The sequence below is a fragment of the Bradyrhizobium sp. INPA03-11B genome (assembly GCF_040446015.1).
GTDB lineage: Bacteria > Pseudomonadota > Alphaproteobacteria > Rhizobiales > Xanthobacteraceae > Bradyrhizobium > Bradyrhizobium macuxiense_A.
In genome coordinates, this window is the sequence record NZ_JASGSR010000242.1 from 1 (window position 1) to 3,516 (window position 3,516).

A 3,516-nucleotide genomic window follows, 5' to 3' on the forward strand; every position below is an offset into this window, starting at 1 on the left:
GGATGTACATCGTGGTGTTGTAGAGCTGGTCGCGCGGAACGCCGGCGGCAAGCTGGAATTCACGGATGTAGTTCACCACGACGGGGCCGATAATGCCGGCGGTCGACCACGCCGTCAGCAGGCGGCCGTGGATCGCGCCGACAAACTGGGTGCCGAACATGTCGGCGAGATAGGCCGGTACAGTGGCGAAGCCGCCGCCATACATCGACAGGATGATGCCAAAACCGAGCACGAACAGCAGTTTCGATCCCATCGCGGCAAAGGTCGGCGCCAGCGCGTAGAGCACGATGCCAAGAATGAAGAACGTGTAGTAGGTGTTCTTGCGGCCGATCTTGTCCGACAGCGACGCCCAGAAGAAGCGGCCGCCGATGTTGAACAGCGACAGCAGGCCGGCAAAGCCGGCCGCGATCGCCGCGATCTGTCCCTTCTGCGAGGCATCGAGCGCATTGAAGGGAACGCTGGGCAGCCCGATCAGCTTGCCGGCGAAGATCTCCTGCAACATCGGCGAGGCCATGCCGATCACACCGATGCCGGCCGACACGTTCAAGCAGAGCACCCACCAGATCAGCCAGAATTGCGGCGTCTTGTGCGCGTTGTCGAGATGCACGTGCTTGGTCGAGATCATCGCGTTGGCCTTGGACGGCGGTGTCCAGCCCTCAGGCTGCCAGCCGGCCGGTGGAATGCGGTAGCGGAACGCACCGATCGTCATGAACACGAAATAGATCGCCGCCATGGTCAGGAAGGTTTCCCAGACCCCGACCGAGGTCGGCGTCTTGAAATAATTCATCAGCTTGTCAGCCAGCGGTGCGCCGATCATCGCGCCACCGCCGAAGCCCATGATGGCCATGCCGGTCGCCATGCCGCGGCGATCGGGGAACCATTTCACCAGCGTCGAGACCGGCGAGATGTAACCGAGGCCGAGGCCGACACCACCGATCACGCCGGAGCCGAGCCACATCAGCCAGAGCTGATGCGTGTACACGCCGAGTGCGCCGATCACGAGACCGCCGGACCAGCACAGCGCCGCGACGAAGCCGGCCTTGCGCGGACCGACCTTCTCGAGCCAGCCGCCCCAGATCGCAGCGGAGACGCCGAGCAACACGAAGAACAGTGTGAACATCCAGCCGAGGCTTGCGACCTTCCAGTCGCAGGTCGTCGTGAACAATTCCTGGACCAGCGAAATGTCGGGACACGCCTTCGGCGCGGTCAGCCCGATCGCGCGCGACAGCGGCAGCCAGAACACCGAGAAGCCGTAGGCCATGCCGATGCACAGATGGATGCACAGCGCGGCCGGCGGCACCAGCCAGCGGTTGAAGCCGGCGGTCGCGATCGTGTGTTCCTTGTCGAGGAAACCTGCGCCTGCCGCGGACACGCGTCCGGCGCTGCTCACTGCGGTCATTGATACCTCCCCTGCAGCCGCCATTACGTCAGGCGCATCTGCGTCTTCGATCCCGTCTCAGCCCTTGCGGCCGCCGTCAGGCAGCTGCGCCGCACATTCCCTCGATGCGCCGGGACCAACCACGCGCATTCCGGGAATGTTAACCCCCAATACGATCGGATATGCCAAGCCGTGCAGTCTGAACTGGACGCAGGCCAGCCGTTGTCCGCCGACGTGCCCACATCCGGGCACAACTCCACCTCCGCTATCCGGCGGAGATTATCAATTCGCGCAGAATGGAAAATAGGTGTCGATAGGCAAATGGTAGATATCAAACTGCATCTAGCGCGTACGCGGCGCTGCAGCATTTGAAATATCTATCGTACCATTCATCTTCTCGATCAGAAAAACGATCCGGACATCGCTTCGTTCGGTGATCTCGACCTTGTCGCCGGTCTCCTGGATCAGGGCCGGGATGTCGATCACCGAAAGCGGATCGGTGCAGTGGACTTCGAGGAAATCTCCCGCCGTTACGCTCCTGAGGGCCTTGCGCGTCTTCAGCGCGGGCAGTGGGCATTTCAGGCCGGTGAGATCGAGTTTGGTCGTCGTCATGGCGCGACCATGGCGAAGCGGCTGCGCATCGTCAACGGCGGCACGGTCCCGCCCTGCTCAGTTTTCGGCCGAGGCCGAAGCGAGCACATCGTCGACCGGAATCGCCGAACGCAGCATCAATTCGGCCACGTCCTCGATGTCGTCGAGATGCACGACCGGCAACGTGGTCTTAACGGCGACGTCGCTGGCGATCCCGACCACGCGCGGGTCGTCGGGGAACAGCAGCGGCTTGCCGTTGGCGGCGCGGTACACCTCGATCTTGCTGACCGGCTCGCGCTTGAATCCCTCGACCACCACCAGGTCGACGCGCGCCATCTTGGTGAGCAATTCCGGCAGCCGCGGCTCGCTCGCGCCGCGCAGCTCATGCATCAGCGCCCAGCGCCGGGTCGAGGACACCAGCACCTCGGTCGCGCCGGCCTGCCGATGCACCCAGGAGTCCTTGCCGGGCACGTCGACATCGAATTCGTGATGGGCGTGCTTGATCACGGAGACGCGCAGGCCCCGCCCCAGCAGATGGGGGATGACCCGCGACAGCAGGGTGGTCTTTCCGGCGCCGCTCCACCCTGCGAGGCCAATCACTTTCATCCGCGTCTCCGAAGGCACATAGCGTCCACGCTGCTTATATCAGCGTTGACGCAATGTCATGCCAGCCTCGCCGGCTGGATTGGATCCGGCTGAGCTCCTGAGCACACCCGCCCCTGCTACGAGTTGACAGGACGCCCCGGCTTGGCAGGCCTTGCCGACCGGCTCTCCCTCGGAGGCTGGAAACGCGCCCGGAGCCGCTTCCGCGCACGCTGCGTGGCGACCGCCAGCACCTCTTCCAGTGTTGTGTTCCTAAAACGAAGCCTTCTCAACATCGCACCGCTCCCTGAGCGGATGGAGCCCCATCGGTCGCTCAGCCACGCCGCCTGCGACAGAGCGCGATAATGGATAACCTGCGAGGGGACGGTTTGCTCCAAGCGCACCATTGCCTCCGTCTCATGTCGCGCGCCATCCCTCTATCCAACGGATATACCTCGAAGTTTCCAATGTGCCGAGCGACCGGAACACGATAAAATGCATCCCCGGAGGATCACGTATGCCTCGCTCGCCTTCGATCGTGCCGCATCAAATCGACCACGACACCTATCTGGTGCTGAACGATTTCGGCCGGCTTGGCCGTGCCTGGTGCGAAACCGACGAAGAAGGCGCCGACCGGAAAACGCTGATCCGCCGCCTGCTGGATGACCAGTACAGCCGTCCGGTCCGGATCGTGGCCTTCAACACCAACGAGGGATGGTCCCGCGACGTGACGACCGACATCGCCGACGAGCTTCGGCGCCGTTTCGTCGAATACGAAGAGGTCCCGCGCTCCGTGCTGGAGTTCGTGGAGACCGCCATGCGGCACTGAGCCGAATCGCGAAGCTGCGTCCCCACCCACATCTGTCATCGCCCGGCTCGACCGGGCGATCCAGTACGCCGCGGCCTATCGGCTCAAGCACCGCCGTCTCTGGAATACTGGATCACCCGCATGCGCGGGTGATGAC

4 protein-coding genes are annotated in these 3,516 nt (G+C 63.6%); 1 reads left to right on the forward strand and 3 read right to left on the reverse strand.

Annotated elements, in window-relative coordinates; all coding sequences use genetic code 11:
* The 3 genes from QMZ05_RS40545 to mobB all read right to left on the reverse strand — a co-directional run.
* Positions 1–1,399 (reverse strand): OFA family MFS transporter (locus tag QMZ05_RS40545; RefSeq protein ID WP_353705848.1); only part of this gene is annotated, 1,399 nt, incomplete at its 3' end.
* Between the two features lie 321 nt (positions 1,400–1,720).
* The gene (locus QMZ05_RS40550; protein WP_050426340.1) at positions 1,721–1,990 is read right to left on the reverse strand and encodes a sulfurtransferase TusA family protein; all 270 of its coding nucleotides are present in this window, start codon (positions 1,988–1,990) and stop codon (positions 1,721–1,723) included.
* Between the two features lie 57 nt (positions 1,991–2,047).
* The gene (gene mobB, locus QMZ05_RS40555) at positions 2,048–2,593 is read right to left on the reverse strand and encodes a molybdopterin-guanine dinucleotide biosynthesis protein B (RefSeq protein WP_353705849.1); all 546 of its coding nucleotides are present in this window, start codon (positions 2,591–2,593) and stop codon (positions 2,048–2,050) included.
* Between the two features lie 475 nt (positions 2,594–3,068).
* On the opposite strand from mobB, the gene QMZ05_RS40560 reads away from it, so the two are divergent.
* On the forward strand, positions 3,069–3,380 hold the full coding sequence (locus tag QMZ05_RS40560) for a hypothetical protein (RefSeq protein WP_353705850.1): 312 nt from the start codon (positions 3,069–3,071) through the stop codon (positions 3,378–3,380).
* Positions 3,381–3,516: the final 136 nt, after the last annotated feature.

What these genes read in the sequence shown, in the direction of transcription:
- QMZ05_RS40550 (WP_050426340.1), bottom strand. Translation starts at nt 1,990, where the DNA reads ATGACGACGACCAAACTCGATCTCACCGGCCTGAAATGCCCACTGCCC.
- QMZ05_RS40560 (WP_353705850.1), top strand. Translation starts at nt 3,069, where the DNA reads ATGCCTCGCTCGCCTTCGATCGTGCCGCATCAAATCGACCACGACACC.